The organism is Sphingobium sp. GW456-12-10-14-TSB1 (assembly GCF_059424385.1).
Window position 1 is genome coordinate 1,056,499 of sequence record NZ_JBWKZI010000002.1, and the last position, 26,352, is coordinate 1,082,850.

Consider the following 26,352-nt stretch of genomic DNA (forward strand, 5'->3'; position numbering starts at 1 on the left):
TCCTACGCCCCTCCGGCCCGCTTGGAAAGCAGGGCGTTGAGTCTGGAACATGGCTTTGAATACGTATGTCACATGCTTGGCCCGGCGGACCAACGCCGCCTAAGAAGGGGGGAACAAGACCGCCGCAATCACGCAGGTGCGGCAAAAGGGGAGGATGAGGAATGGGCAGGCGCAATCCCACGCTGTTCGCTGCGCTGCTGGCACTGGCCAGCCCGGCCCTGTCGGAGACGCCCCCCTCGCCCGCCGCAGCGGATTTTCGCGCCCGCCTGCCGGAGGATGAAGTCATCTATTTCGTCCTGCCCGACCGTTTCGACAATGGCGATCCACGCAACGACAAGGGCGGCTATGGCGGCGATCGACTGACCCATGGCTATGATCCTGCGGCAAAAGGCTTTTACCACGGCGGCGATCTTAAAGGGCTGACCCGCCGGCTTGACTATATCCAGGGGCTCGGCGCGACCGCCATCTGGGTTGGCCCCATCTTCCGCAACAAGCCGGTGCAGGGGGCAAAAGGTCAGGAAAGCGCAGGCTATCACGGCTATTGGATCACCGACTTCACCCATGTCGACCCGCATTTGGGCACCGACGCCGATTTCGCGGCGCTAGTGGCGGCTGCGCACGCACGCGGCATGAAAGTCTATATGGACATCATCGCCAACCATACCGCCGACGTCATCCAGATGCGCCAATGTGCTGCGGCCCCCTGCCCCTACCGTTCGCGGGCCGATTATCCCTATCAGCGGCGCGGCGGCGTCAACGGCCCGCCGATCAACAGCGGCTTTGCCGGCGATGACGATCATAGCGCGGACAATTTCGCCCGGCTGACCGATCCTTCCTACGCCTACACCCCCTATGTCCCAAAGGGTGAAGCCCAGGCCAAGACGCCCGCCTGGCTCAACGACGTCACCCTTTATCATAACCGGGGCGAAACGACCTACCGGGGCGAAAGCGCGACGATGGGCGATTTTGCCGGGCTGGATGACCTGATGACTGAAAATCCCCGCGTCATTGCGGGGATGATCGATATATTCGGCGGCTGGATCGACCGTTTCGGCGTCGATGGCTTCCGGGTCGACACGGCCAAGCATGTCGATCCGCATTTCTGGCAGGCTTTCGTCCCCGCCATGCAGGCGCGGGCGCGGGCCAGGGGCATCCCCAATTTCCACATTTTCGGCGAGGTGGCGGAAAGCGACATAATGTCCGGCGCGCTCGCCTGGTACACGCGCGAAGGCGGCTTTCCCGCCGTCCTCGACTTCGCCTTCCATCAGGCCGCGATCCAGACCGTCGCGGGTCCAGGTGCGACGGCGCTGTGGGAAAAGATGCTGCAAGGTGACGATCTCTATGTCCGGGGTGCCGCCACCGCGCGGCAGTTGCCGACATTCATCAGCAACCACGACAATGGCCGCTTCGCCACCTTCGTCCGCCGCGCCTTCCCCGCCGCCAGCGAACAGGAAGTGCTGGACCGCGTGACGCTGAGCCATGCCATGATGCTGACGCTGCGCGGCGCACCGACGCTCTATTATGGCGACGAGCAGGGCTTTTCGGGCGACGGCGGCGATCAGGACGCGCGCGAGGATATGTTCGGCAGCAAGGTCGCGTCCTACAACGACAATCGCCTCGTCGGCACGGACGCCACGACGGCCACGGCCCGTTTCGATCCGACCCATCCCCTCTATCGCACCATCGCCACGCTCGCCCGCCTGCGCACCGCCCATCCCGCGCTGCGCCGGGGCAAGCAGACGATCCGCGCCCGGTCGGAGGAGCCCGGCCTCTTCGCCGTCTCGCGCTTCGATCCTGATAACGGGGCGGAATATCTCATCGCCTTCAACACTTCGACCGCGCCGATCGACACCCATGTTCAGGTCGATGTCGGATCGCGGGATTTCGTCACCCTCGCCGGTGCGCCCTGCGCCGCCCGCGCTGTCGCGCCGGGCAGTCTTTCGCTCCGCCTTCCTCCGCTTGGCTACAGCCTGTGCGCTGTCCGCCCTTCCCGTTCCTTGCCCGCAAAGTCCCCTGAATGACCGACACTCTACAGCCATGGTGGCGCGGCGCCGCCATCTATCAGATCTATCCGCGCAGTTTTGCTGACTCCAATGGCGATGGCATCGGCGATCTCAACGGCATCACCGCGCGCCTGCCCTATGTGGCATCGCTTGGCGTCGATGCCATCTGGCTGTCGCCCGTGTTCAAAAGCCCGATGCGCGATTTCGGCTATGACGTGTCCGACTATTGCGATGTCGATCCCATTTTCGGCACGCTTGCGGATTTCGACGCGCTGGTCGCCCGCGCCCATGCGCTTGGCCTGCGCGTGATCGTCGATCAGGTATGGGCGCATACGTCGGACCAGCATGGCTGGTTCGTCGAAAGCCGGGCCAGCCGCGACAATGCCAGGGCCGACTGGTATGTCTGGGCGGATGCCAAGCCGGACGGATCGCCGCCCAATAACTGGCAATCGGTGTTCGGAGGCCCGGCCTGGACATGGGATGCGCGGCGCGGCCAATATTATATGCACAGCTTCCTGCGCGAACAGCCGCAGCTGCACCTGCATCACCCGGACGTGCAGTCCGCGATCTTCGACATCATCCGCTTCTGGCTGGACCGGGGCGTCGACGGCTTTCGCATCGACGCGATCAACCATTCGATGCACGATCCGAAACTGCGCGACAATCCGCCAGCCCCCGACGATGGCAGCCTGCGCACCCGGCCATTCGATTTCCAGCTCAAACTGTATAGCCAGAGCCACCCGGACCTTCCCCTGTTTCTGGAAAAGGTCCGCACCGTGTTCGACGCCTATCCCGACCGCTTCACCGTTGCAGAGGTCGGCGGCGCGGACAATGACCGGGAAATGAAGGCCTTCACGCAGGGCGACCATCGCCTCAACACCGCCTATGGCTTCGACTTCCTCTATGCGCCCGCGCTGACCAGTTCGCTCATCAGGGACGCGCTGCAAAAATGGCCGGCGGAACAGGGGATCGGCTGGCCAAGCTGGGCCTTTGAAAATCACGATGCCCCCCGCGCCGTGTCGCGCTGGGGCAAGGGTCATGATCCGGACGCCTATTGCCGGATGAAGATGCTGCTGCTCGCCTGCCTGCGCGGCAATATCTTCCTCTATTATGGCGAGGAACTGGGCCTGCCGCAGATCGACATCGCCTTTGAGGATCTCAAAGACCCCGAAGCCATCGCCAACTGGCCGCTGACCCTGTCGCGCGACGGCGCCCGCACGCCGATGCCCTGGATTGCCGACGCCCCCTATATGGGCTTTTCCACTGCAAAGCCCTGGCTGCCGATCGGCGAAGCGCATCGCCCGCGCGCGGTCGACCGGCAGGAGGCCGATCAGGCATCCCTGCTGCACTGGACCCGTCAGGTGCTGGCGCTGCGCAATGCCTCCCCTGCCCTGCGCAGCGGCACGATGACGTTCCATGATCTGCCCGGCGACCTGCTCGCCTTCACGCGCAGCCATGCGGATCAGCAGATGCTGTGCATTTTCAACCTGGGCGACCAGCCGGCGCACTGGACGCCGGACGATGCCGACCATTGGCGTCCCCTGCTGACATGCGGGGACGCCGCCCCATGGCATTTCCCGCCTGCCTCCGCCCTCGTCGCCCAATTTCAAGGATCTGTTTCATGACGCGACTGACTGCGCTTGCCCTGCCGATTTTCGCCCTGTCGCTCGCCCCTGTCGCCGCGCGCGCAGATGTCGTTGCCAAGGCCGCCTCGCCCGACGGTCGCATCACCCTCACCGTCAGTCTGGATGGCGAAGGCCGCCCCAGCTACGCCGTGCAGCGCGATGGCCAGCCGCTGATCGCCGACAGCCGCCTGGGCTTCATGCTGACGGACGCTCCCAAGATCGAACGCAACCTGATGCTGGCCGATACGAAGCGCGATCGCAGCGACACGACATGGACCCAGCCCTGGGGCGAATGGGCGACGATCCGCGACAATCACAGCGAAATCCGCCTCGCCTTCCGCGAAAAGAGCGATCTTGAACGGACGATGGACGTCACCTTCCGTCTGTTCGACGATGGCGTCGCCTTTCGCTACACCCTGCCCGATCAGCCCAATCTGCACCACGTCAACATTGCGGAGGAACTGACCCAGTTCGCCTTCGCCCAGCCCGGCACTGCCTGGTGGAAACCCGCGTTCGAATGGAACCGGGAGGAATATCTCTACAACAAGACCCCGCTCGATGCCGTCGGAACAGCGCAGACGGTGATGACGGTGAAGCTGGCGGGCGGCACCCATGTCGCGCTGCATGAAGCGGCTCTGGTCGATTATAGCGGGATGAACCTGGCGCGGGTTCAGGGCAACACCTTCCGCGCCGCGCTGACGCCGGGCGCAGGCGCACCCAAAGTCTCGCGCGATGCCGGCTTCTCGACGCCATGGCGCACCATCGCGATCGCGGACGATGCGGCTGGGCTCTACATGAACCACATGATCCTCAACCTCAACGAACCCAACAGGCTGGGCGACGTGTCGAGCTGGATCAAGCCGGGCAAATTTGTCGGCGTGTGGTGGAACATGATCAAGGGCGACTGGAGCTGGGCGCGCGGTCCCAAACATGGCGCGACCACCGCCAACGTCCGGCGCTATATCGACTTTGCCGCCGCCAGCGGCATCCCCGCCGTCCTCGTGGAAGGATGGAATGTCGGCTGGGACGGCAACTGGTTCGGCAATGGCAACGCCATGAATTTCTCTCAACCGACCGAGGATTTCGACGCCGACGGGCTGGCCGCCTATGCCAGGTCCAGGGGCGTCATGCTGATCGGCCATCATGAAACCGGCGGGTCGGCCAGCCATTATGACGGCCAGCTGGACAGCGCCTTCAAATGGGCCGCCGATCATGGCGAGCGGGTGGTGAAAACCGGCTATGTCACCGATGCGGGCCAGATCGAGCGCGTCGATGCCGATGGAACCCGCCATCGCGAATGGCATGAAGGCCAGTGGATGGTGAACCACTATCTGCGCGTCGTGCAGACAGCCGCGAAATATCATGTCAGCATCGACAGCCATGAACCTGTCAAGGACACCGGGCTGCGCCGCACCTATCCCAACTGGGTATCGCGCGAAGGTGGGCGCGGCATGGAATATAATGCATGGATCGGCGGCAAGAACCCGCCCGAACATGAAGCCAATCTGGTCTTTACCCAATTGCTGGGCGGGCCGATGGACTTTACGCCGGGCGTCCTTAGCCTTTCCGGATCGGAAGGCAGTGCGATCCAGTCGACGCTGGCCAAGCAGCTCGCCCTTTATGTTGTCCTCTATTCGCCGGTCGTGATGGCAGCCGACACGCCTGAAAATTACGCGAAATATCCCGGCCCGTTCCAGTTCATCAAGGATGTGCCGACCGACTGGTCCGACACACGGGCGCTCAATGGAGAGGTCGGCGATTATGCCACGATCGCGCGCAAGGAAAAGGGCGGCGATGACTGGTATCTGGGCGCCGTGGGTGATGAAGAAGCCCGCGCGGTTCAGGTGACGCTCGATTTTCTGGATGCGGGACGAAGCTATACAGCGGAAATCTACCGCGACGGACCGGGCGCGGATTATCGCACCGATGCGCGCCATGCGATCGTGATCGAAAAGAAGGCGGTCAGGAAAGGCGACATATTGACGATCGCAATGGCGCCGGGCGGTGGCCAGGCGATCCGCTTCGTCGCTGGCGGCAAGGCGCGCCGCCGCTGATCCTATATCCTGTCCTACAGGCGGGCAAATCTCTATGCTGCACGCTGCCCGCATGGATGGCCGCTTGTTCGATAGGATCAGGATCGGGTAATAAAATTTCAGAATTGCCGGGAAATATGCGAAGTTAAGGGGCGGATGCAGGATGGACGGTCACACAGGCAGCGCGAGCGCGAGCCGCCCCCGGCAGGGTTTTGCAGGGCTATGGAATATCAGCTTCGGCTTCTTTGGCATCCAGATCGGCTTTGCCCTTCAGAACGCCAATATGAGCCGCATCTTCCAGTCGCTGGGCGAAAGTCTGGACGATCTTGCATTGCTGTGGATCGCCGCGCCCCTGACCGGCCTGCTGGTCCAGCCGATCATCGGTCATTATAGCGACCGGACCTGGTGCCGCTTTGGTCGGCGGCGACCCTATTTCTTTGTCGGCGCGCTGTTCGCCGCCGCGGCGCTGATCGGGATGCCCCATGCGCCCGGCTTGCTGGCGGCAGCGATGATGCTCTGGATACTCGACGCATCGCTCAACGTGTCGATGGAGCCTTTCCGCGCCTTTGTCGGCGACATGCTGGCAAAGGATCAGCATATGGCCGGCTATGCCCTGCAAACCGCCTTTATCGGCGCGGGTGCGGTGATCGGTTCCGCGACGCCCTGGCTGCTTGATCATATGGGCGTTTCCAATGTCGCCGCTGCGCAGGGCATACCCGACACGGTGCGGATCAGCTTCTATATCGGCGGGGCGGCCCTGTTCCTGGCCGTCCTGTGGACGGTCCTGACGACGCGCGAATATGCGCCCGATCAGATGGCGCGCTTTGCGAAGGCTGACGGGCAACCACCCGCCGCCTTGTCGGCCGATCGGGCCATGCCTGCGGGCGGGCCGGGCTGGATCGTGGCGGGCGGCGTCATATTGGCGATCGTATGGGCCTGGTCGCTTGAAAAGGAACTCTATCTGCTGGGCGCGCTGCTGGCCGCCTATGGCTGCGCGCGCCTCGTCGCGCGTCGGCTTCATGCGCAGGGTCGCAGCGACAATCTGCTCAGCCATGTCGTCGGTGATTTTGCGACCATGCCACCACTGATGAAGCGACTGGCGCTCGTCCAGTTCTTCACCTGGTCGGCCCTGTTCATCATGTGGATCTACACCACGCCCGTCGTTGCCCAATATATGTTCGGATCGGCCGATCCCACCAGCCCCGCCTATAATGCCGGTGCGAACTGGGTCGGCATCCTGTTCGCCGCCTATAATGGCGTGGCCGCCCTGGCCGCCCCCTTCCTGCTCCAGCCACTCGCCCGCCGCATCGGCCAGGCCAATACCCACGCCATCGCGTTGATGCTGGGCGCGCTGGGCTTTCTCTCCTTCCTGTTCCTGCGCGACGCGCAACTGCTGCTCCTGTCGGAGATCGCGATCGGCATCGCCTGGGCGTCGACCCTCGCTATGCCCTACGCCATGCTCGCCTCCAGCGTGCCGCAGACAAAGCTCGGCATCTATATGGGGCTGTTCAACGCCTTCGTCGTCATCCCACAACTGCTGGTCGCGACCGTGATGGGCACGATCATGCGCCATTTCTTCCCGACCGAACCGATCTGGACGATGGCCTTTGCAGCCGGTGTCATGATGCTGGCATCCATCGCGACGCTACGTTGCCGATAGGGGGGGTAGAGGCGCGCAAATCGGCAAGTCGCCCCTCAGGCAATCGTCACGATCCGGGCGTCGCCATCATGCTTCATGGGTTTGACCGCTACCTGATCGCCCAGTCGATCGAACATGATATCGACCCTGTCGGGACCGATGCTCAGATCCTTGATGGCGAGGCTGTGGAGGAAATGCGGCAGCTTGGGCTGGTGAAAGGATATTTGCGCCGCCGGGACATCGAACCTCAGCCCCAGGCTCGACTGGATGAGCGCCAGCGGTGCCGCCGCCGACCAGGCCTGCGGGCTGCACGCCACCGGATAGAATGTCGGCCCCTGCGACCGACGGCGGGGAAAGCCGCAGAACAGTTCGGGCAGGCGCATCATGTCCACATAGGTGGCGGCGGCGAACAGCCCCTCGAATATCTGCGCGGCCTCCCGCTGATAGCCATAGCGCGCAAAGCCCCCCGCAATCAGGGCATTGTCATGCGGCCAGATCGAGCCGTTATGATAGCTCATGGGATTGTAGCGCGCCTCGGTCGAGGCGATGGTACGCACGCCCCAGCCGGAAAAGGAGGCAGGCGCCATCAGCGTCCGGACGACGGCCTCGACCCGCTCCTCGCGCGCCAGTCCTGTATAAAGGACATGACCCGCATTGGACGATCGCACCCTGCAGGGCTGCTTGTCGCCATCCAGCGCAAGTACATAGGTACCCAGTGCCGCGTCAAAGAAGGCGGCGTCGAACCGGTCGCGCAAACGCGCCGCGCGCTCGCGATACTCGGCGGCGCGCGCCTCCTGGCCAATCGTCGCGAACAGCGCCCCCGCTGCCTGCCACGCGCCATAGACATAGGCCTGCACCTCGGCGAGGGCTATCGGCCCGCGCGCCAGCGTGCCATCGGCGTGAAAGATGGAATCGTGGCTGTCCTTCCAGCCCTGATTTTGCAACCCCTGGTCGGTCAGGCGACCATATTCGACGAAACCGTCGCCGTCGCGATCGCCATGGGTGTCGATCCACTCCAGAGCCGCCTCGATATGCGGCAATATGCTGGTCAGGAAGGCAGCGTCGCCGGTCCGTTCCAGATAGGCGCCCGCCAGCATCACGAACAGGGGCGTTGAATCGATGCTGCCATAATAGTGGCGGAACGGCACCTCGCCCAGTTCCGCCATTTCTCCATGCCGCACCTCATGCAATATCTTGCCAGGTTCAGCGTCCGCCGCCGGATCGAAGCTGGTGGCCTGATGCGCGGCAAGATAGCCCAGCACGCCACGGCTGATCGCCGGGTCCATCCACAGCGTTTCGAGCGCGGTAATGATCGCGTCGCGACCGAACACCGTGCTGAACCAGGGAATGCCCGCATAGGGATAGGGGCCAAATTCGGTATCTGTCGACAGCATCGAGATGTCGGCAACCGATCGACGGGCAACCTCGTTGAACAGGTCATTGGAAGAATGCAGCCTCGCGCCACGCCTGCGCGCCGTCCGTAGCGCCCCCATGGCCTCCCTCAGCGATTTGAGGAACTGCTTGGGAAGCGGCTCCGTCGCCTCTGTCCGTTCGCAGCAGATGCGGGTGAACAGCGCGCAACGCTGACCCGGCGGCAGGGTCACCTCGAACCGCGCATGACTGTCGGTCAATGCGTCGGGCATGGGATCGAAATGCAGATGCGTCTGCCGTTCGCGATCATCGCGTCCGACATAGCCGAGCAGGACATCGGCCGCGCCGACTTGCGGTTCGCACATCGTCCCCCGGCGCAACCGCGTCATGCCGCGTATCTCGAACAGGTCGGCAAAGTCCGCAGCAAAGCTGAAATCGACGCTGACCTGACGCGTTTCCGCGTCGAAGTTGCGGATGGTGACACGCTCATACAACGCATCCTTCCACAAAAAGCGCGTGCGCCGCAGGTGGATGAGATCATGCTCGACCGCCACCCGCCCGTCGTCCCCGAAAAAATCGGGGTTGGTCAGGTCGCATGTCAGCATCGCATTATCGTCGCGCAGCGCCGAACTCAGCAGGATCGGCCGCATGGCGTTGATGGTGAGATAGAGGTGGGAAAGGTATCGGGTGTCGCAGTGATACAGCCCCTCCGGACTGCCCGGCCCGGAGATCGCGTCGCCGCTATGATCGAACACGGCAAAGCTGTTGCCATATTTGAGCGTGCGCGGCCTGCGTTCGTGGAGGGAGGCGGTCGCCGGGATGAAAAATTGGGTTTGCGCCTGGGACAGCGCTTGCCCTCCAGCGATACCCGGCATGTCGGGTTGGGGCTGACTCAGGGTCATGGCGTCTCCTATGCGACGATCTGCAATTCGGCTTCCACGCCCCGATGACGCCGCAATCGGGCGGCATCGGTACGGGCACCGGGCAGATCATGGTACAGCGCCACATAGTCCGCTGCCATCCGCTGCGCCGTGAAACGTGCGTCGAACGCGGCGCGTACCCGCCGCCGATCCAGATCAGGCAGCGCAGCAATGGCCGCCACCGCTTCATCCTCGCTATCGACGATGAAGCCGGACACGCCATGTTCGACCACTTCGGGCACCGAACCGCAACGGAAGGCGATGACCGGCGTGGCGCAAGCCATCGCCTCGATCATGACCAGGCCGAACGGTTCGGGCCAGTCGATCGGAAACAGCAACGCGGCCGCCTCGCCCAGAAACTGGGCCTTTTGCTGCTCGTTGATTTCGCCAATGAATTCCACATTGGGATAATGGTCCACCAGCGGCGCGATTTCGCGTTCCCAATAGCTGCGATCGACAGCATCGATCTTGGCCGCGATCTTGAGCTTGAGCCCCGATCGCGCGGCAATGCGGATCGCGCGATCGGGCCGTTTTTCCGGCGATATGCGCCCAAGAAAAGCGAGATAATCCTCGCCCGCGCCCAGCCGGGGCGCCAGCAGGTCGGCGGGCAGGCCATGATAGATGGTGCCACCCCAATTGACCGGCGGCATGGGCAGCCGCTGATGATCGGAAATCGACACCAGGCTGTGCTGTGCAAAGGTGCGGTAGAATGGCGGCAGGTCTGGCAGATCGAGCCGGCCATGCAGCGTGGTCACGGTGCGCCCGATGAAATCATGCGCCATCGGCAGGTGCAGCATGTCGATATGGAAATGCAGCGCGTCAAACTCGTCGGCGCGGCGGCGGACCTGCTCCATCATTATCATATGATAAGGGATTGTGTCGACGACAGCGGGGTTGAGACGCAACGCCATGTCCGTGATCGGCACCAGTTCCGCGCTGGTTTGCGAATCGCCGCTGGCGAACAGGGTGACTTCATGGCCCTGACGGACCAGTTCTTCGGTCAGATAGGATACGATACGTTCGGTGCCGCCATATAATTTCGGCGGGACACTTTCGGCCAGGGGAGCGATTTGCGCGATTTTCATACGGGCGTCCTCTCAAACGAGTTGAGCCCTTCGTCCCCCATCCACGACAAGGCTGCACCGCTACAAGCCTCCAGAAGCACGCAAGTTTCATGAACGACAATCTTTCGTCTATTCCTCCTCGTCGTCGGTCTGGGCGCTCTCACGCAGATGGCCAACATACTGCTGAAGATGGCGGCTACGGATTTGAAGGTTTCCGCGCGACTCTATACGAGCATCCGATGTGTTGCTTCAATCGCCTCGCGCGCCGCTTCCCCACCCGGCGGCTCGTATGAAGGCAGATCGTCAGGATTTTGAATCTCAATGAATTATCGCCATTCCTTCCATGCTGGCAATAGCGCCGATGTCGTGAAACACAGCCTGCTGATCGCCCTTGTCCGGGCGTTGCAGCAGAAAGAAGGCGCCCTGACCCTGATCGACACCCATGCCGGCTGTGGGCTGTACGACCTTGGCAGCGAGGAGGCCCAGCGCACCGGCGAGGCCATTAACGGCGTGCTGCGGGCGTTCGCCGACACCAACCCGTTACTGGACGACTATCGCGCCGCCGTGCGGGCAGTGAATGACGGGCCCGAACCACGCCTCTACCCCGGCTCGCCGCATATTCTGGCGCAGCTTCTGCGCCCGCAGGATTTCCTGATCCTGAACGAAAAACATCCCGAGGACGTTCATGCCTTGCGCAGCGCGATGCGCGGCACGTCCGCCGCCGTGCATCAGCGCGACGCCTACGAGCTATGGCTGGCATTGCTGCCGACCCAAACACCGCGCGGCGTGGTGGTGGTCGATCCGCCGTACGAGCAGACAGACGAACGCGCCCGTATCACAGCCACTCTGGCCGCCGCTTCCCGCAAATGGGCGCACGGCGTCACGGTGATCTGGTATCCGCTGAAAGACCGCGCCACGCATTCACGGTGGAAGGACCAGTTGCGCAGGCTCGGCATCCCGAAGTTTCTGTGCGTGGAACATTGGCTGTACGATGACGACCAGTCCGGCATCTATAATGGTGCAGGTCTGTTTATCGTCAACCCGCCCTACGCCTTCACGCAGGCCCTGCCGCCGTTGCAAAAGGCTCTGCGCGCTGCGCTGGCGCCGGAGGGGCATAGCGGCGAGATCACCTCCGATTGGCTGGGCCGGTAAAATCGCTGTCTTGCCATGGGTGATGTAGCCAATCCGACGATTGCGTCGTTATCAGGCGATGCAGCAAATCATTTCAGCACCTGACCCCTATATCCTGATCCTCACCGGCGCCGGACTACTGATCGCGCTCGTGGCATGGCTTCCATTGGCGCTCAAGCGCCTTCCGCTGTCCTTGCCCGTCGTCTGCATCGCCATCGGCGTAGCCATATTTTCCTTGCCTGCGGTTACGCTGCGCCCCCTGCCGCTCACCTATCCCGAAGTGACCGAGCGCTTTACCGAATTCGTCGTAATCATCGCCCTGATGGGGGCCGGGCTGAAACTCGACCGACCTTTCAGCTGGGGCAAATGGAACATCACCTGGCGGCTGCTCGCCGTCACGATGCCGTTGGGTATCCTGGCCATAACGCTCATCGGTCAGTGGTGGCTTGGCCTCTCCTGGGTAGCGGCGCTGCTGCTGGCGGCCAGCCTTGCGCCGACCGATCCCGTGCTTGCTGCCGACGTTCAGGTAGGCCCACCCAAGTCCGGGGAAGAGGACGAGGTGCGGTTCGGACTGACCTCGGAGGCGGGACTGAATGACGGCCTGGCATTTCCATTCGTGCATCTCGCCATCGCCATGGGATTGGCGTCAACGACGGGCGAGCCCTGGGCTGCGCAATGGCTGTTGCACAATGTCCTGTGGGAAATTTGCGCGGGCGTTCTGGTTGGCTGGCTGATCGGCCGTCTGTTTGGGTGGCTGACCTTCCATATTCCCGCCGACACCCGATTGTCTAAGACCGGCGACGGACTGATCGCGATTTCCGCGACATTCATATCCTATGGCGTCACCGAAATCCTGCATTGCTACGGGTTCCTGGCCGTATTCGTGACCGCGCTAACGCTACGGCGATCGCATCGGGATCATGCCTTCAACCGGCAAATGCACGATCTGACCGAACAAGTTGAGCGGTTGGCCATGATGGTGCTGCTTCTGCTATTTGGCGGCGCGCTGTTGAGTGGCATGCTCTGGCCGCTGCGGTGGGTCGATGTAGCGGCGGCCATCGTCATCCTGCTGGTGGTCCGGCCCTTTACCGGGCTGGTAGCCCTTGCCGGGTTCCGCGCGAGCCGGGCGGAAAAGAGAACTATCGCCTTCTTCGGCATCCGGGGCGTCGGATCATTCTATTATCTTGCATATGGCCTCAATCACCTGAAGATTGATGAGGGGCCTCGCCTGTGGGCCATCGTCGGTTTGGTGGCTTTGCTGTCAATCCTGCTGCATGGCCTGACCGTCACCCCCGCCATGCGAATGCTTGATCGCTGGCATGGGCGCGATCCCGACGGGAACGGTTCCGCCGCTCATTAAATCGGCCAAGGAGCGCCGCTGCCTGATATAATGTCCCGCCGCGGCAGCCGCGGCGGGACATCCGGCCTTCAGAAGGTGACGCGGGCCGTGACGCGGATGTCGCGTCCCGACAATGGCGCAAAGTCCTTCAGGAAGGAGGCATGGCGGCGGGCAACAACGTCGAAGATGTTGTTCGCCGACAGCGCAAAGCTCAGGGGACGCTCCATACCCCAGGGGCGGTAGTTGACCTCGGCATTGACGAGCGTGAAGCCCTTCGTTTCCGTCTCGAAGTCGGATATGCGCTTCTGGTCGTCCGTCCACTCGACCTCGCCGCGCACATCCACCTTGGGACTGGTGACGCCCAGGCCGCCGAGCACACGCAGCGGCGGAATGCGCGGCGCGGGGCCCTCGCCGACGATCCGGGCATGGACATAGTCGCCCAGCGCATCGGCGACGAGTTTCATCTCGCCGAATGTGGCGAGGGTAACCGAACCCTGCGCTTCAAACCCGTAATATCGCGCCTTCGCCTGATTGAACTGATAGACGGGCAGGCCATCCTCTTCCTCGCCGGTCAGCCCTTCATAGATGAAGTTGGAAAACCAGTTATGATAGGCCGAGGCTTCGAAACTGTAATTGTCGCCCTTCCCGCGCAACACAGCTTCCACCCCCAATGCGCGTTCGGTCTTGAAATCGGGATTGCCGACTTCGAACGCCTGCGTCCCGGCATGCGGACCATTCGCAAACAATTCTTCTGCCGAAGGCGCACGTTCGGACCGGGAGATGTTGGCGCCCAGACGCCAATTGTCATTCAAGCCATAGGACGCGCCGCCGGAGAAGGAGAAAGTGTCGAAGGTCCGCTTGCCCGAAAAGAACTGGTCCTGTTCTTCGAGCGGCAGCGCCTGCAACTCGCTATGCTCATAGCGCGCGCCCGCTTCCAGCTTCACCGGGCCATAATTGAGGGTCTGCAGGGTGAACGCGCCGAACTGCTGCGTGTCATTCTTGGGCAGGAAGGCTTCGTCGCCAACCACGTTGAAGTTTCGCGAATAATATTGAACGCCACTTGCGCCCTGCCACGGGCCACGATCGGCCTGCACCAGTTCGATGCGCCCTTCCATGCCCTTGTTGTAGAAAGCAGTGCCGACTGCGCCGTCCTCCTCCAGTTCGAAATGGCGATAGGCGGCATAGCTCGCGCGCGCGCGAATGGTCTTGAGGAAACCGCCGCCCGTCTCGACCTCCGCCCGCAAATCCAGTCGATCCTGCGCGAGATCGAGGCGCGGCGCCTCCTGTTCCTGGCCGGGTCGGGTCGCGTAACGAACGGGCACGCCATAGAGGCTATCATAGTGGCTGTAGGAAACGCCCAGATTGCCGGTCTCGGTAATCAGGGCAGCACCGACGCCTGCAGTCCAGGTCTTGGCCTGGCTGTTGGGCAGCTTGCCCCGGATAGCGGCGTTGCCGGCAAAATCGATGGCTTCCTCGCCCTCTGCCGGCTCTTCTGCGGGAAGCTGGCTGGATGCCAGCGCTTCCGCACGGGCACTGGGCGACAGGGCGTAGCCACCAATACGCATATTGTCGGATTTCAGATAGCTGCCGTCGGCGTGAACGACGAACTTGTCACCCAGCGGTACGTCGACCGAACCCGCGCCGCTGCGCTCGTCGGCCGCGCTGCCATAGGTGGCGATCGCGTCGACATGAACAGGCTCTTCGGGCACGCTGCGGGGAATGCGCTTGTCAATGACGTTGACCACGCCGCCGATCGCCGACGCGCCGAACAGCAGCGACTGGGGACCGCGCAGCACCTCGATGCGTTCGGCCAGCAAAGGGTTGACCACGGGAGCATGATCGACGCTGGTGTTGGACACGTCGATCGAGCCGATGCCATCGACCAGGACACGGACGCGCTCCCCCTGAAGCCCGCGCAAAACCGGGCGGGACGCGCTGGGACCAAAGGAGGTCGCGGACACGCCGGGCGTATGCTGGAGCGTTTCGCCAATCGAAGGCCGGATGGCCTGGGTCAGCTCGCTGCCCTGAAGCACCGACGTGCCAGAGAGGATGTCGGACCGATCACGCTGGAAAGGCGCAGTCACGATGATGTTGGCAGGGGTTTGTTCGTGCGATCCCGCTGTGGCTGACCCGTCATCCTCCGCCAGAGCGGGATGGCTTAGCGTCAGGACCGCGATGGCCGAACAAGTAGATAGTAGAAAACTGATGCGCATGGGGTACCCTTTTTATGATCCGAACCTCGGATCCTCTCCTGAATGCGCTCTTGGCGCGTTCCCCTGTCGCGGCTCTCTTATGCGGCTTTGTTTTTAGATACAATATATCATAAACAAATCGTGTCAAAATATTGCTGGATCGGCGCAAAGGGTGATGAGGGGCAGAAACCCGCAGCCGGATTATGCCTTGCCAGCGGGCTTCATGACCAAGCCCCCCCTCCGGGATTCAGGCCGGGCGCGCGTTCAACAGGCGATAGAAGATACCGCTTTCATCATAGCCGGTCAGTTGCAATGTCCCGGTTACGACATGCACCTTGCTTTCGTCGGTCGGGAAAGGAACCGCCGCATTGATCTCGATGAACTGATTGGGCAGCGCATGCATGTGGAAGGGGCAGCCGGGTGGATAGCCAAGCAGAACCCAATGTTTCTGCTTTAACCCATTGTCGAGCGGCATCATCCAGCCCGCAATCTTGATCTGCTTGCCATTGAGAGCCTTCACCGCCGGCGGAAAGCTCGGCTTGGTGTAGATCATCATCGTCGCCTCGTCCGTGCGGTCGTTCAGCTTCGTTTGCTGGAGCAAAGACCAAGGCGTGCCGCCCGCAGGCGTCTTTGCCGGTTGCCACACATCTTTGGTCGGGGCTGGCTTGCCCAGTTGCATCGCGGCGCCAACCGGAATCGCGGTCAGCGCCAGCAGGGCAGGTAAAATCAAAAGGCGCATCATGGACTCCTTAACTGGATCGCGTCAGGCTGTCGGCCAGATCGAGGCGGAAGACGCGCAATGCGGGGATCAGGGATGCCACAAGGCCAATGGTCAGGACCGCAAGCAGGATCGCTGCTTCACCAGGCAAAAGCGTGAAGGGATCGAATCCGAAATCCCTGAGTTGCTCGAAGCTTTTGCGCGCCAACGCCAGCGCGCCATGGCCCAGCAGCAGCCCCGCAAGCCCGCCAATGGCCGAAATGACGAGACCTTCCGCCATGATCGTTCCGAAAATCTGCGCGCGGCTGGCGCCCATGACACGGAGCAACGCCAGATCGCCTTCCCGCGCCGACGCCGCCGCAAGCAAGGCGACAAAGATGGAAAGACCGCCGGTCGCCGCGAGCAGCCAGGCAAACGCGCGCGCACCATCAATGCCGACACCCAGAAGCGACAGGAGCCGGGCTGTCTCGACGGCGGGCACCGCAGCCTGCATGTTGGTTTGGCGGTTGATCATCGATGGTATGCGTACGGCGCCGAACGCGGACCTGTACGATACCAGAAGCGCCGTAATTTCCGGCTTCAACTGTTCCCGCTCGGTCAGATTGGCAGGCCGATCATGCGCGTCATGATCCGCATCATGATGCTCGGCCGCTTCATGCTGATCTGCACCCATCGCTCCATGCTCATGTGCGTGCTGGCCCTCGTGCAATTCCTCCTCGTCATGATGATCATGCTCGATGCCATGCACCTCCCAGGCGCTTTCCACATTGGAAAGGATGAGGCGATCCATCACAGATCCGGTAGGCGCGAGGATGCCGACGGTGGTAAAAGGAGTATGGTCATGATGGCCGGCATTTTCGTCTTCGGTCAGCCCATGCGACCCGACGAAGCGCTGTCCAAGCGTCATGCCGAGTTCTTCGGCCACCCGCGCGCCGATGACGACCTCCTGCGCCTTGGCGAACATCCGCCCCTGCGCCAGCTTCGCATCCTGAAGGCCAAGATAGGCCGGCTCGGTCCCGACGATCCGGAAACCCCGGAAATTGTCCCCCAGGGCAAGCGGGATAACCTGCCGCACGGATGGATCGCGACGGAGCAAGGCAATGCTGTCCAGGGGAATGTTTCCCGTGGGCGTATCCATCTGGTAGATGCTGGACAGGATCAATTGCAGCGGCGACCCCTTGGCCCCCACGACCAGATCGACGCCGCGTGCGTCGCGCTCGAAGCGATCGCCCAATTGGGTGGATACCGACAGCAGCATGACGAGCATGGCAACGGCCAATGACAGCAGCAGGATGTTGAGCGCGCTCATCAGCGGACGATCGCGCAGATAGGCCAGGGCAACGCGGATCATTGGATCGTGCCCCCTTGGGCGCCCAGAGTGATGGTATGCGGGATCAGCTTTCTAAGGCGCTGATCATGGGTTGCGATCAGCAGGGTCGAACCGTTGCGATCCGCCGCTTCGATCAGCAGCGAAGCCACCCGCGCAGCATTGTCATCGTCCAGTGCCGATGTCGGTTCGTCCGCGATCAGCAGGCTGGGCCTGCCTATGAGCGCGCGCGCGATCGCCGCTCGCTGGGCCTCGCCCTGGCTCAGGCGACGGGGCTTGGCGGCGGCGCGGTGGGCGATCCCCAACTGGGCAAGCAGCCCGTCAATCGCATCGTTCGTCGTGGGATGACCGCTCAGCCGTCCGGCCAGATGCAGATTCTGCCGCACGGTCAAAGCCGAAACAAGGCGCAGCGACTGGAAGATCAGGCCGATCTTGTTCCGCCGAAGGGCATCGCGCGCCGTCTGGCTGCGCCCTGTCATGGCCTCGCCATCAACCATGATCTGGCCCTTGTCAGGTGCCAGCAGTCCGGAAATGGCGTGAACCAATGTCGTCTTGCCCGATCCTGACGGTCCCAGGAGCAAATGATGCACCCCACGGTCCAGCCGGATTGCCAGGTCATTCAGGACCGGCGTCGGGCCGTAACCATGGGTCAATCCGGCGATATCCAGAACCGGCGTAGCGGGGGATTGCATATTGTCTCCCAAGAAGATGGCCGTGAAACCTTGGCTGAATGTCACGGTGTATCATAACGATCAACTGTGCAAGCTTCCACTCCTGTCACGCCCCAAATGCCAGAAACATTTTGTAACTAACTGGAAACATTGATTTGTTCTGCAAAATTTTTGCCGATCCGGGGTTGTTTCATGATATGATATTACGTAACTGCGCCCTACTCAAATCATTGGCAGGGGCATTTTGTGAGAAATCACCTTCATTATCTATGTGCCGTATCGCTCATCGCGATCGCACCCGGTACGGCAGTTGCCCAAGCGGGCGGTCATGGCAAGAACGACATTGTCGTGACGGCGGCGCCATTGGGCCAGACGGCCGATGAAACCGTTACACCGGTTGTCACGCTCACAGGGGAAGAACTGATCCACCGACGCGCGGCGACTCTGGGTGAAACGCTGGCCGGCCAGCCTGGTATCAATTTCGAGAATTTCGGCGGCGGCGCCAGCCGTCCGATCATTCGCGGCCAATCCTCGCCCCGCGTGCAGGTGCTGAGCGACAGCGCCAATGTGCAGGACGCCTCGGCAATCTCGCCCGACCACAATGTCACGGGCGAACCGCTATTGCTGCGCGGGATCGAGGTGCTGCGCGGTCCGGCGACCCTGCTCTATGGTAGCGGTGCGATCGGCGGTGCGGTCAACCTGCTGGATGAAAAGGTGCCGACCTACGTTCCGGAAGGGGGCATCGCCGGCGCAGCCGAAGGCCGCTTGGGCACGGGCGATGACGAGCGCAGTCTCGTAGGCGGTGCGACCGTGGGCGTCGGGCCGCTGGCGCTGCGTGTTGAAGGCGTCCACCGCCGCTCCGACGATTATCGGGTGCCTCGCGCCTTTGGGGAGGACAGAGTGCATGGCTCCTACAATGACACATCGACCTTCAGTGTCGGGGGAAGCTGGATCGGCCCGGACGGCTATCTGGGCGTTGCCTATACCCGCCAGCGCAATGAATATGGCGTGCCGGGCCACAATCATGATTATGAAAGCTGCCATCCCCATGGCATCGGCCTGCATTGCGGCAGTCATGGAGAAGAAGAGGAGCATGATCACGACCATGATCATGAACACGACCATGAGGAGGAAGTGCCGTTCGTGAAGCTGCGGAGCAATCGCTTCGACATTCGCAGCGATTATGACAATCCGGTGCCCGCGCTGGAGAAGGTACGCTTCCGCCTGTCCTTCACCGACTATGCCCATGATGAGATCGAGGATGGGGAAGCGGAAAACACCTTCCTCAACAAGGCCCACGACCTGCGTGTGGAACTGACCCATGCGCCGCTGGGGGGCTTGCGCGGCACGTTCGGCATCCAACAGAGCGGCAGCCGGTTCCAGGCGATCAGCGGCGGCGAGACTCACACGCTGAATACCGACAGCAGCAATACCGCGATTTTCCTGATGGAGACCTATTCGCTTGGTCCTGTCCGGCTGGAGGCAGCCGCCCGGCAGGAATGGCAGACGGTAAAGTCGCTGATCACGCGCTATCCGTCGATCAGGCACAAGCCCTTTTCGGCATCGGCCGCCGCGATCTGGAATGTAGGCAGCGATTACTCGCTCGCGCTGTCGCTGGCGCATACCGAACGCGCGCCTTCGGTGCAGGAACTTTATGCCTATGGCCTGCACCTTGCGACCAACACCTATGAGATCGGGATCGTCAGCGGCAACAGCCGCCTTGCCGAAAAAGTATCGCAAGGCGTTGAAAAGGCGAATTCGGTCAACCTGACGCTGCGCAAGACGGCAGGGCCGACGACCTTCACCATCGGCGCCTATCATCAGGACTTCGACAATTATATCTACGCCCAGACGCTCGACCAGTTCGAAGATTTCCGTCTGATCCGCTATGCCGGGGCAGAGGCGACCTTCACCGGCATCGATGGGGAAGTGCGTCATGCCTTCAACGATCAGTTCGCCCTGTCGGTGTTCGGCGACTATGTTCGCGCCAAGCTGAAAAATGGCGGCGGTGACCTGCCGCGTATTCCGGCCGGGCGCCTTGGCGCACGCGGCGATGCGCATGTCGGGCCGTTCACGGCGGATGCGGAATATTATCATGTGTTCGAACAGGACCGGATCGCAGCCTTTGAAACGCGCACGCCGGGCTATGACATGGTCAATGCGACGCTCGCCTATCGCCTCGAACTGGGGGACAAGCGCAGCGCGGAACTGTTCGTGCGCGGCACCAACCTGACCAACGAATTGGCATATAACCATAGCTCGTTCATCAAGACCTTCTCTCCGTTGCGCGGTCGCAACTTCGTGTTCGGCCTGCGGGGGGCATTCTGAGCAAGACGGAAGGAACAGCGCGGCGACCGTCCGCGCTGTTCCGCCATATCCAGGCGCTCCAGGGCGATCGGCTCTGGGGCACCTTTCTGGACGCGGGAACGGGCACCAATTCGATCGGCTGGGTGTCGGGGCTTGCGACCGATCGCTGGGTCGCCGTCACCGGCGCGGCGGGCCATGCCGTTCAGGTGCGTGACGCATCGGATCGCGTTCGTCGACCGCAGGACAGGATCATCGTTGGCAACTGGGCGGATCCGACGCTGCTGGCAGGTGAGCGTTTCGATACCATTCTCGCCGATTATCTGATCGGGGCGATCGAAGGCTTCGCACCCTATTTTCAGGAACGCATGTTCGCCCGCCTGCGGGCATTGGCGCGCGGGCGGCTCTATCTGATCGGGCTGGAACCCTATATCACTGAGCGTGCCGGGACGCGCGATGGCCAAATCCTGGGCGACATCGGGCGATGGCGCGACGCCGTCCTGCTCCATGCGGGCGAGCGGCCCTATCGTGAGTTCCCGATGGAATGGGTGCTGGAACAGATGACGGCATTGGGTTTTCGCATCGTGAACGCGCATCGCTTCCCCATCCGCTACCAGCGCCGGTTCGTGAACAGTCAGATCGACATGTGCGCGCCGCGGCTTTCAAGGCTTGGGGATCGGTCGCTGGCGGCGGCGCTGCACGCGCGGGGCGAAGCCTTGCGACAGGACGCCTTGGCCATCATCGCGCGCGAAGGCGGGCTGCGGCATGGCTTTGACTATGTGATCGCGGCGGAGGCAGGCTGAGCGGTCCGCAGCACGGGGGGCGTTACCGGGAAATGTAGATTGCCGCCCTTTTAGACCCCGCTCATGCGCCGGCTTTCCGGCTTTGGCTTGCGAGCCGCAGCCCTTGCCAGTTCAGCGCATGACCGATCGCCAGCAAAAGCACGCCAGGGACGGTAAATGCTGTTTCCATCCATTCCGATGATGTCGCAAGTGCGCCGATTGCCATCTGTGCAAGGCCCGGCAGGGCGATGAACAGGGGGGCGGCAGCCCTGTGATGTCGATAGCCAGCAGACAGCGCCACCAGGCTGACCGGCGCAGCAAAGACGAGCGCCCAGACATGAAAGGCTTCCGGCACGACCAGAAATGCCCCCAGCGCGGGCAGCAGCATGATCAGCAGCGGCAGGGCCAGACAATGAATGAGGCAGGCGAAGGATGCTCCGATCGCCAGCCCGTCGAGGAGCGGCTGCCTGGAGGACAATAGTTTCATGACATTCTCCGACCGACGCTGGACAGACGTCGCGCATATCCGTATCAGAGATGATATACCGTCACATAAAGGTCAAGGGCAGAATATGGCTTCCACTGACAATCGGCTTCCGGTCACCGTGCTTTCGGGCTTCCTTGGCGCGGGCAAGACCACCACCCTCAATCACATCCTCGCCAATCGCGAGGGACGGCGCGTCGCGGTGATCGTCAATGACATGTCGGAAGTGAATATCGACGCCGATCTCGTGCGCGGCGGCGACGCGGCGCTTGCGCGCAGCGAGGAAAGCCTGGTCGAGATGACCAATGGCTGCATCTGCTGCACCCTGCGCGATGACCTTCTCAAGGAAGTGCGCGCCCTTGCCGAGGCAGGCCGTTTCGACAGCCTGGTGATCGAGAGTACCGGCATCTCCGAGCCTCTGCCGGTCGCTACCACCTTCTCCTTCCGCGACGAGGAAGGGAACAGCCTCGGCGACGTCGCCCGACTCGACACGATGGTCACGGTGGTCGATGCGCTCAACCTGCTTACCGACTATTCCAGCCAGGACTTCCTTGCTGATCGCGGTGAAAGTCTGGGCGAAGATGACACACGCAGTCTGGTCGGTCTGCTGGTCGAGCAAATCGAATTTGCCGATGTGGTCGTGATCAACAAGGCAAGCGCCGTGCCTCCTGAACAGCTTGCGATCGTCAAGAAGCTCGTCGCCTCGCTCAATGCCGATGCGCGCATCATCACCTGCGATCATGGCTGAGGATCAGCGTGCAATAGGCACCCCCTTCGTGGGGTGATCGGCGTGCAAAAAGGACCCCTTCATCCCGGGGATTTAGTCGGCCGACTGGTTTTGATCAGTTGGCGAGAACGGGATGTTGATCGTGGAGACAGTGGTTCGGATTCGGCGTGAGCATGCAGCGGGTAAGGCGATCAAGGCGATCGCTCGTGACCTTCGTTTGTCGCGGAAGGTCGTCCGCAAAGCGATCCGGTCGCCGGAGGCGGCGTTCAACTATCAGCGCAAAGTCCAGCCGCTGCCGCGGATCGGTCCTTATCAGGATCGTCTCGATGCGCTGCTTGAGGAGAACGAAGGTCGCGGCCGCCGCGATCGGCTACGGATGACGCGTATCCATGACCTGCTGGTGCGCGAGGGGTTCGATGGATCCTATGATGCGGTGCGCCGCTATGCGGCGCGCTGGCGTGCTGCGCGGCGGAAGGATGCTGGCGAAGGCGCACCGGCGTTCATCCCGATGACCTTCCAGCCGGGTGAGGCCTACCAGTTCGACTGGAGCCACGAGGATGTGGAGATCGCCGGCAAGCCGATGCGGGTGAAGGTGGCGCATATGCGTCTCTGCGACTCGCGCGCACCCTATGTCCGGGCCTATCCGCGCGAGGGCCAGGAGATGCTGTTCGATGCCCATGCCCGGGCGTTCGCGTTCTTCGGCGGTGTGCCGCGACGCGGTATCTACGATAATATGAAGACGGCGGTGACGGCCGTGTTCACCGGCAAGGAGCGTGTGTTCAACCGCCGCTTCCTGATCATGACCGATCATTACATGGTCGAGCCGACCGCCTGCTCGCCGGCGGCGGGATGGGAGAAGGGCCAGGTCGAGCAGCAGGTCCAGACAATCCGAGGCCGCTTCTTCCAGCCGCGGCTCCGGTTCGCCAGCCTGGCCGAGCTCAACGGGTGGCTGGAGGCCGAGTGCCGGCGCTGGGCCGAGCATCATGCCCATCCCGAACGCGGGGATATTACCGTCGCCGAGGCGCTGGATATGGAGCGACCGGCCCTGCAGCCGATCCTGGCACCGTTCGACGGCTTCCATGAGAGCGAGCATGCCGTCACCGGCACCTGCCTCATCAGCTTCGATCGCAACCGCTACTCGGTCATGTCGACGGCCGCACGCCGGACCGTTCAGGTGCGCTCCTATGCCGATCGCATCGTCATACGCTGCGGCGATGCGATCGTCGGGGAGCATGAGCGCCACTTCGGTCGGAACCGCACGATATACGATCCCTGGCATTATCTGCCGGTCCTCGCGCACAAGCCCGGCGCGCTGCGTAACGGCGCACCGTTCCAGGACTGGGATCTGCCGCCCGCCCTGCACCGATTACGGCGAAGGCTCGGCACCGGGGACGAGGCCGATCGCAGGTTCGTGCGGGTCCTCTCGGCGGTGCTCACCGATGGCCTGGAGCCGGTAGAGGCTGCCGTGCGCGAAGCGTTGGCGAACGGAACGGCCAGCGACGAGCTGATCCTCAACATCCTCTCCCGGCGCCGCGAGCCGGCGACACCCCACAGCATCGTCACTTCGGAAGACCGGATGCTGCAGCATCCTCCGCTCGCCGACTGTGCCCGCTATGATCTGCTGCGAGGCTATGATGCAGCGGCATGATATGATCGACACGATGCGCGGCCTCGGACTCAAGGGCATGGCGGCGGCGTTCGACGAGGCGGTCACCACCGGCCTCCAGCGCAAGCGCACCACCATGGAGATACTGACCGACCTGCTCCGTGCTGAGGCGACCCACCGGGATGCAGCCTCCATCCGCTATCGGATGACGGCTGCGAGGCTGCCCGTGGTGAAGGACCTGGAGCGGTTCAGCTTCGAGGGCACACCGATCAATGAGGAGATGATCCGCTCCCTTCACGATGGCTCCTTCCTCCCGCCTCGCCGCAATATCGTGCTGGTCGGCGGCACGGGGACAGGCAAGACCCACCTCGCCATCGCGATCACCGCCAATGTCGTGCGAAGGGGCGCTCGCGCCCGCTACTTCAACACCGTCGATCTGGTGACACGCCTCGAAGAGGAGACCCGGATCGGCAAAGGCGGGACCCTGGCGGCGCAGCTGTCGCGGCTCGACCTGATCGTTCTCGACGAGCTCGGTTATCTGCCGTTCGCCCGCTCGGGAGGGCAGTTGCTGTTCCACCTCATCAGCAAGCTTTATGAGCGGACCAGCGTCATCATCACCACGAACCTCGCCTTCGGCGAATGGCCGACCGTGTTCGGCGATCCCAAGATGACCACGGCGCTGCTCGACCGCGTCACCCACCACTGCGATATCGTCGAGACGGGCAACGACAGCTGGCGCTTCAAAAACCGCAGCTGACAGCCACCTTCGGCGCCTTCAAAAATCTATCTTGCGCTGCGCGCGCCTCCGGTCGGGCTACGCCCGCCCTCCGCCGCACGCAGCGCAAGGCCATCTTCAACAAACCAGCATCATATTATCTGAAAAGGGGGTCCCTTTTGAACGCCGTTTGACAATTCCAGGCGATCATCGACCACCTTGGCGCGCAACTCGCTCGCATTGACGCCCTCGCCTAGTGATCGGGCGATGATTTGCCAGCGGATGACGGCGCAGATAGCTCCAAGCCATGGTCCGCAAAGCCATAAATGCCCGTTGGTGATTTGCCGATGTCGCAATAGAGCGCTGTCAAAAAGCGCGAACACGCTAACGTACGGGTATGGCCAACCTTGCCGATAGCTTGTTTGGTGTTTCAACCCATCGCGCGAGGGGTATGCGTGTCAGTGTTTTATGCATGCCCGCTGTAGCTGACACCTCAACGAAATGTACGTCAAGATCAACAGAGAGATGTCGATCTGGCGTGCCATCGATCATGAGCGCGAAATGCTGGAGAGTCATTTAACGAAAAGACAGAATAAAAGGGATAATATAGGCCAGGCAAACTTATATTAAACTAAGTAGCACTTCAAATTGTTGAACAAAAATCTGTTTTACTATTTATCACTTTCTGTCTTTTCCTCGATCATTCTGGCGGCTTCAATCAAACTTTTGCCGGTTTCTGATGCAGCATAGGCAGTCATGGTCACCGCGACCCCATTAGGCCCATCAAGCAGGACAAACCCTTCTGCCACGCTCGCTTTTCCGGGCAGCGAGTGAACACTGGTATCTTCTGGCGGTATCATGATGTTAGCCTTTCGACGCCTGAGCGATCCGATATAGTCTCAATGTAGAGATAGGCGGGATTAAACTGACCTCTGCGGGCCAGACCTTCGACGTCGAGAATTTCCACGAGCGATGAGCGAAAGATGCACAATCGCTCTTCCCGCAACTGCCGCAGCACGCGATTGGTGTGAACACTTGTTATGCCGCAGATTTCCGAAATATCCGCCTGGGTTAGCCCCAGGGCAAAGCGTTTTCCGTCGCTCAAGCCGACCGGCACCAGGCGGGCGTTGGTTTCAGACAGAAAATGCGCCACACGCCCAACTGCGTCCAGCCGTCCCAGGCGGAAGAGCCACGCCCGGTGCATGGCAGCATCGAGCAGGGTGGAAAACCATAGCTTGCGCGTGAGCTCGGGCATTGTCGCGTTGATGTCGTCCAAAGCCTTGTGCGGAATGACTGCAATCGTCGCCGCTGTCAGGCTTGCGACATCATGATCCAATATCTTGAGCGGATAGCCGTGCAGGTCCAGAAAATCCCCTGGCACTTGGACAGCGACGAGCTGGCGCATCCCTTCGCGATCGTCCAGGTAACGGCACATGAAGCCCTCCAGCAGCAACATGCTCACGGACAGCGTGTCACCAGCCTGCACCACAGTCTTGCGCGCATCGATCGTTCGTATTTCGAAAACCGCTTTTTCCAGAATGGCGCGTTCATGAACATCCAGTTCGACGCCGCGACGATCCCTTAGAAATTTGTCGGTAAACAAGATTGGTCCTTCACGGCGAAAAAACCTGGGTTTGGACAATAGCAACGGTCCGTGGCGACGCCGTATCCAGCCGCCGGAAATAAATCGCTATAACGTAC

The 26,352-nt window shown here is 62.1% G+C and carries 21 protein-coding genes; 12 read left to right on the forward strand and 9 right to left on the reverse strand.

Translation table 11 applies throughout. The features are described 5' to 3' along the window. The first annotated feature begins 161 nt into the window (after positions 1–161). From AC07X9_RS21960 to AC07X9_RS21975, 4 genes are all read left to right on the forward strand, one after another. A complete protein-coding gene (locus tag AC07X9_RS21960; RefSeq protein ID WP_017181298.1) occupies positions 162–2,021 on the forward strand; it encodes an alpha-amylase family glycosyl hydrolase in 1,860 nt (619 codons plus the stop codon). Beyond that, the gene (locus tag AC07X9_RS21965) at positions 2,018–3,628 is read left to right on the forward strand and encodes an alpha-glucosidase (RefSeq protein WP_017181299.1); all 1,611 of its coding nucleotides are present in this window, start codon (positions 2,018–2,020) and stop codon (positions 3,626–3,628) included. The genes AC07X9_RS21960 and AC07X9_RS21965 overlap by 4 nt, the downstream gene beginning before the upstream one ends. Further along, positions 3,625–5,682 carry a glycoside hydrolase family 97 protein gene (locus AC07X9_RS21970; protein WP_019052313.1) on the forward strand — a complete coding sequence of 686 codons (2,058 nt, stop codon included), beginning with the start codon at positions 3,625–3,627 and terminating at the stop codon, positions 5,680–5,682. Before AC07X9_RS21965 ends, AC07X9_RS21970 begins: the two co-directional genes overlap by 4 nt. A 142-nt stretch (positions 5,683–5,824) precedes the next feature. Continuing rightward, the gene (locus tag AC07X9_RS21975) at positions 5,825–7,321 is read left to right on the forward strand and encodes an MFS transporter (RefSeq protein WP_017181301.1); all 1,497 of its coding nucleotides are present in this window, start codon (positions 5,825–5,827) and stop codon (positions 7,319–7,321) included. Between the two features lie 35 nt (positions 7,322–7,356). Here AC07X9_RS21975 and AC07X9_RS21980 read toward each other — a convergent pair whose 3' ends face one another. Both AC07X9_RS21980 and AC07X9_RS21985 read right to left on the reverse strand, forming a co-directional pair. Further along, complete coding sequence (locus AC07X9_RS21980) at positions 7,357–9,573, reverse strand: amylo-alpha-1,6-glucosidase (protein WP_086486358.1); 2,217 nt, start codon at positions 9,571–9,573, stop codon at positions 7,357–7,359. An 8-nt stretch (positions 9,574–9,581) separates the two neighbouring features. Further along, positions 9,582–10,676 carry a glycosyltransferase family 4 protein gene (locus AC07X9_RS21985; protein ID WP_017181303.1) on the reverse strand — a complete coding sequence of 365 codons (1,095 nt, stop codon included), beginning with the start codon at positions 10,674–10,676 and terminating at the stop codon, positions 9,582–9,584. A gap of 300 nt (positions 10,677–10,976) precedes the next feature. Between AC07X9_RS21985 and AC07X9_RS21990 the strand changes: the two genes are divergently transcribed. Together AC07X9_RS21990 and AC07X9_RS21995 are read left to right on the forward strand one after the other, a co-directional pair. Continuing rightward, positions 10,977–11,807 carry a 23S rRNA (adenine(2030)-N(6))-methyltransferase RlmJ gene (locus AC07X9_RS21990; protein ID WP_017181304.1) on the forward strand — a complete coding sequence of 277 codons (831 nt, stop codon included), beginning with the start codon at positions 10,977–10,979 and terminating at the stop codon, positions 11,805–11,807. Between the two features lie 58 nt (positions 11,808–11,865). After that, a complete protein-coding gene (locus AC07X9_RS21995; protein WP_017181305.1) occupies positions 11,866–13,146 on the forward strand; it encodes a cation:proton antiporter in 1,281 nt (426 codons plus the stop codon). A gap of 68 nt (positions 13,147–13,214) precedes the next feature. On the opposite strand, the gene AC07X9_RS22000 is transcribed toward AC07X9_RS21995, so the two are convergent. The 4 genes from AC07X9_RS22000 to AC07X9_RS22015 form a co-directional block, all read right to left on the reverse strand. Continuing rightward, positions 13,215–15,338 (reverse strand): TonB-dependent receptor, encoded by a 2,124-nt coding sequence (locus tag AC07X9_RS22000; protein WP_017181306.1) that lies wholly within the window; start codon positions 15,336–15,338, stop codon positions 13,215–13,217. Between the two features lie 226 nt (positions 15,339–15,564). Continuing rightward, on the reverse strand, positions 15,565–16,059 hold the full coding sequence (locus AC07X9_RS22005) for a DUF3299 domain-containing protein (RefSeq protein WP_017181307.1): 495 nt from the start codon (positions 16,057–16,059) through the stop codon (positions 15,565–15,567). A 7-nt stretch (positions 16,060–16,066) separates the two neighbouring features. Next, positions 16,067–17,386 carry an ABC transporter permease gene (locus tag AC07X9_RS22010; protein WP_017181308.1) on the reverse strand — a complete coding sequence of 440 codons (1,320 nt, stop codon included), beginning with the start codon at positions 17,384–17,386 and terminating at the stop codon, positions 16,067–16,069. After that, the gene (locus AC07X9_RS22015) at positions 17,383–18,054 is read right to left on the reverse strand and encodes an ABC transporter ATP-binding protein (protein ID WP_017181309.1); all 672 of its coding nucleotides are present in this window, start codon (positions 18,052–18,054) and stop codon (positions 17,383–17,385) included. The genes AC07X9_RS22010 and AC07X9_RS22015 overlap by 4 nt, the downstream gene beginning before the upstream one ends. A 225-nt stretch (positions 18,055–18,279) precedes the next feature. Here AC07X9_RS22015 and AC07X9_RS22020 point away from each other — a divergent pair, with 225 nt between their 5' ends. Beyond that, positions 18,280–20,361, forward strand: coding sequence for a TonB-dependent receptor domain-containing protein (locus AC07X9_RS22020; protein ID WP_017181310.1), 2,082 nt, complete (start codon positions 18,280–18,282; stop codon positions 20,359–20,361). A 122-nt stretch (positions 20,362–20,483) separates the two neighbouring features. Beyond that, the gene (locus AC07X9_RS22025) at positions 20,484–21,140 is read left to right on the forward strand and encodes a hypothetical protein (RefSeq protein WP_017181311.1); all 657 of its coding nucleotides are present in this window, start codon (positions 20,484–20,486) and stop codon (positions 21,138–21,140) included. A 61-nt stretch (positions 21,141–21,201) separates the two neighbouring features. Here AC07X9_RS22025 and AC07X9_RS22030 read toward each other — a convergent pair whose 3' ends face one another. Beyond that, positions 21,202–21,606: a MerC domain-containing protein gene (locus tag AC07X9_RS22030; RefSeq protein ID WP_019052312.1), complete on the reverse strand. Its 405-nt coding sequence runs from the start codon at positions 21,604–21,606 to the stop codon at positions 21,202–21,204. A gap of 85 nt (positions 21,607–21,691) precedes the next feature. Between AC07X9_RS22030 and AC07X9_RS22035 the strand changes: the two genes are divergently transcribed. The 4 genes from AC07X9_RS22035 to AC07X9_RS22050 all read left to right on the forward strand — a co-directional run bounded on the left by AC07X9_RS22035 (position 21,692) and on the right by AC07X9_RS22050 (position 25,281). After that, positions 21,692–22,351 (forward strand): GTP-binding protein, encoded by a 660-nt coding sequence (locus AC07X9_RS22035; RefSeq protein ID WP_017181313.1) that lies wholly within the window; start codon positions 21,692–21,694, stop codon positions 22,349–22,351. 112 nt (positions 22,352–22,463) lie between these two features. After that, a complete protein-coding gene (istA, locus tag AC07X9_RS22040) occupies positions 22,464–23,978 on the forward strand; it encodes an IS21 family transposase (RefSeq protein WP_021238707.1) in 1,515 nt (504 codons plus the stop codon). After that, positions 23,965–24,693: an IS21-like element helper ATPase IstB gene (gene istB, locus AC07X9_RS22045; protein WP_031304487.1), complete on the forward strand. Its 729-nt coding sequence runs from the start codon at positions 23,965–23,967 to the stop codon at positions 24,691–24,693. The genes istA and istB overlap by 14 nt, the downstream gene beginning before the upstream one ends. Before the next feature lie 459 nt (positions 24,694–25,152). Further along, a complete protein-coding gene (locus tag AC07X9_RS22050; RefSeq protein ID WP_019052405.1) occupies positions 25,153–25,281 on the forward strand; it encodes a hypothetical protein in 129 nt (42 codons plus the stop codon). Between the two features lie 41 nt (positions 25,282–25,322). On the opposite strand, the gene AC07X9_RS22055 is transcribed toward AC07X9_RS22050, so the two are convergent. Together AC07X9_RS22055 and AC07X9_RS22060 are read right to left on the reverse strand one after the other, a co-directional pair. Beyond that, positions 25,323–25,511, reverse strand: a complete 189-nt coding sequence (locus AC07X9_RS22055) for a hypothetical protein (RefSeq protein ID WP_081609930.1) — start codon at positions 25,509–25,511, stop codon at positions 25,323–25,325. After that, on the reverse strand, positions 25,508–26,254 hold the full coding sequence (locus tag AC07X9_RS22060) for a Crp/Fnr family transcriptional regulator (protein ID WP_019052406.1): 747 nt from the start codon (positions 26,252–26,254) through the stop codon (positions 25,508–25,510). Before AC07X9_RS22060 ends, AC07X9_RS22055 begins: the two co-directional genes overlap by 4 nt. Between the last annotated feature and the right edge of the window lie 98 nt (positions 26,255–26,352).